The following is a 2,814-nucleotide window of genomic DNA, read 5'->3' as shown; positions in this document are numbered from 1 at the left end:
CGAATTGATGGAATGAAGATTTCATATGATTGTGATTTTGCTTGATCAGAAAAATCCGTAATTAGCATTCCTGTACCTTTTAGCTTGCCTGAACGGAAAATCGCTAAATCTTGTGCATTAACACCTTCAGCTTTTGGCTCGTTGTTTAAGTAGCGCTCTAAGGTAAGGGTTAAAGGGCTTGAGTCTTTAGCTCGAAGAATAAGGGCAGTAATTTCTTTACCTTTTTTAGTAATTGCATAATTACCAAAAGAATAGAAATGATTAACAAAGTAGTTTTGCTCAGCAACATCATTAGCAGACACGCTGCCTGATGGATAAGCTAGATCTTTAGATACTACGGCTGTTGCAACACCTGCTGCAAGACTGGCTGCAACTGCAACCGATAAAGCGATTCGCTTCATACTGTTCCCCCAAGGAATAGTTATAAAGTTGTTAATATACCTTAGTAAAACACTTTGTCAACATTTATTTGCAAAATAACGTTATTTTGTAACTTTTTTGCAACAATCGTTTTTTTTTTTTGCATTTTTCTTTCATATCAACGCCTTTCACCTATTTTAGAACGGGCCTTGCCCGTTCTAAAAATATTGGAAATAATTAAAATCACCCTAAAACAGGGATAAATTCATACTTTAAAACCAAATAAAAGTCATTTATTAACTCTTTTATTGCCAAAATCAGCTGTTTATTCTGATACGAGCCCTGACTGTATCATTAAATACAAAAATTTCGGAAATAATCAAAATAGCGGTAAAATAGCATTATTCATATATCGATTCTTGGGAGAGTCATGGAATTCAATACCTTTACTTTAATCTTTTTAATTGCAATATTGGGTTATGTCATTACCCTGCTGTGGCTAAACATGCGCCAAGATAAAGCGGTGGCTAACTCATTCGACGCTGTACCAAATGAATTTAATGAGAAAATTACTTTGGCCGATCACCAAAAAGCAGCTGAATATACACAAGCCAAGCTTTTGGTCAATCACTTTGAAATTATATTTTCAACCGTTGTACTATTAGTATGGACGCTTGGTGGTGGGCTTAATTGGCTAGATACACTTTGGCAAGCGCAAACTGATAACACTATATATATAGGTGTGGGTTTTATTATTAGTTTGATGATTATTGGTAGTTTGATCGATTTGCCTTTTAGTATTTATCGTACCTTTGTGCTTGAACAAAAATTTGGTTTTAATAAAATGACGGCTGGCACCTTTGCGGGTGACCTTGGTAAGGAAATATTACTTACCTTAATTATTGGTTTGCCACTGATTTATGCTGTGTTGTATTTGATGGGTGCGATGGGTGAATATTGGTGGGCCTATGTGTGGCTAGTATTAACCGGATTTTCTCTTTTAATGTTTTGGCTCTACCCTACTTACATTGCGCCGATTTTTAACAAGTTTAAACCGCTAGATAATCTTGAACTAAAAGCTAAGATTGATAATCTGCTCACGCGTACCGGCTTTAAGAGTGACGGTGTATTTGTGATGGACGGCTCTAAACGATCATCCCACGGTAATGCGTACTTTACTGGTATTGGTAAAAATAAGCGTATTGTGTTTTTTGACACCTTATTAGAAGGTATGGAAGATCAAGAGGTTGAGGCGATCCTCGCACATGAGTTGGGGCATTTTCACCACAAGCATATTCGCAAGCATATGGTTAGCACCTTTACTATCTCACTTTTAGGGTTGGCATTATTAGGATATTTAATTACGCAAGAATGGTTCTTTGATGGGCTTGGTGTGAGCACTGTGTCTAATCATGCTGCTTTGATTTTGTTTACCTTAGCACTACCGGTATTTAGCTTTTTTATCGCACCTATTAGTAATGCCTTATCGCGCAAGCATGAGTTTGAAGCGGATGCCTTTGCCGCTAAGCACACCAATGCAGATGATTTGGTATCAAGCCTAGTTAAACTCTACCGTGATAATGCGGCTACTTTAACGCCGGATAAGCTTTATTCTGCTTTTCATGATTCACACCCAAGTGCAAGTATTCGTATCGCAGAATTAAAACGCCATGCGTAAATTACTGGTAACTATTTTATTTTTGCCTTTTTCATTAATGGCAGAGCCCAATATTATCGACGGAAAATTACTCTACGGCGAAAGCTGCGCCAAATGCCACGGCACAGAATATTACCAAGGTTTGGGTATGAGTGAGCCGAACGATGTCGTTGAGTTGACGCATTGGGTAGATACTTGCAGTCAGCATTTTAATCTCGACTGGAATGATCAAGACATTGAGGACACGACGTATTATTTAAATCGCGAGTTCTTTGAATTAGGCCAATAAAGGTATACTTGGGCCATTAAAAGGAGAAAATTATGAAACAACAAATAATTATAGTAATCGCATTACTGGCAACAAGTAACGCCTTTGCCGAAAGTGAAGCGCTAGAGCGACACAATGAGTCTTGTGTGAGTTGCCACATTATTGACCATGATGATGATTTTTATACCAAAGAAAACACACGCATGAAAACGCACTTTGATCTGCGCCGCCAAGTGAGTACTTGTGCTGTGGCTTTTAGTGTGGGGTGGTTTCCAGAAGAAGAGGCAGAAGAAGTTAAATTCTTAAATGATAAATACTACAAATTAGCTAAGTAATTGAGTGTTAAATAATTGAGCCTTACACGACGCCAAAAATGGCGCATTGAAAAAATCCAAGCTGAGCGTATTGCTAGGGCTAATAAGGCATCTAACGATTCTGAAGATTTATTAGATGACGAAACCAAAGCACAAACAGGCTTAGTGATTACTCGCTATGGTCAGCGCTTGCTGGTTGAGGCTGAATCTGGAGA

The 2,814-nt window shown here is 38.0% G+C and carries 3 protein-coding genes and 1 pseudogene; 3 read left to right on the top strand and 1 reads right to left on the bottom strand.

Annotated features, from left to right (window positions below; genetic code table 11):
• Nucleotides 1–401 (bottom strand): annotated as a pseudogene (locus ABNR88_RS07155) (outer membrane lipoprotein-sorting protein); the annotation flags it as partial.
• A 389-nt stretch (nt 402–790) separates the two neighbouring features.
• On the opposite strand from ABNR88_RS07155, the gene ABNR88_RS07150 reads away from it, so the two are divergent.
• From ABNR88_RS07150 to ABNR88_RS07140, 3 genes are read left to right on the top strand one after another with little or no spacing between them, the layout of a single operon-like run.
• Nucleotides 791–2,038 carry a M48 family metallopeptidase gene (locus ABNR88_RS07150; protein ID WP_291929077.1) on the top strand — a complete coding sequence of 416 codons (1,248 nt, stop codon included), beginning with the start codon at nt 791–793 and terminating at the stop codon, nt 2,036–2,038.
• Nucleotides 2,031–2,306 carry a hypothetical protein gene (locus tag ABNR88_RS07145; RefSeq protein WP_291929078.1) on the top strand — a complete coding sequence of 92 codons (276 nt, stop codon included), beginning with the start codon at nt 2,031–2,033 and terminating at the stop codon, nt 2,304–2,306. The genes ABNR88_RS07150 and ABNR88_RS07145 overlap by 8 nt, the downstream gene beginning before the upstream one ends.
• 32 nt (nt 2,307–2,338) lie before the next feature.
• Nucleotides 2,339–2,620: a hypothetical protein gene (locus ABNR88_RS07140; protein ID WP_291929081.1), complete on the top strand. Its 282-nt coding sequence runs from the start codon at nt 2,339–2,341 to the stop codon at nt 2,618–2,620.
• Nucleotides 2,621–2,814 lie beyond the last annotated feature (194 nt).

Source organism: uncultured Candidatus Thioglobus sp. (assembly GCF_963981275.1).
Classification (GTDB): domain Bacteria; phylum Pseudomonadota; class Gammaproteobacteria; order PS1; family Pseudothioglobaceae; genus Thioglobus_A.
The sequence above is the reverse complement of the archived record's forward strand: the minus strand, read 5'-3'. Positions and strand labels throughout refer to the sequence as shown.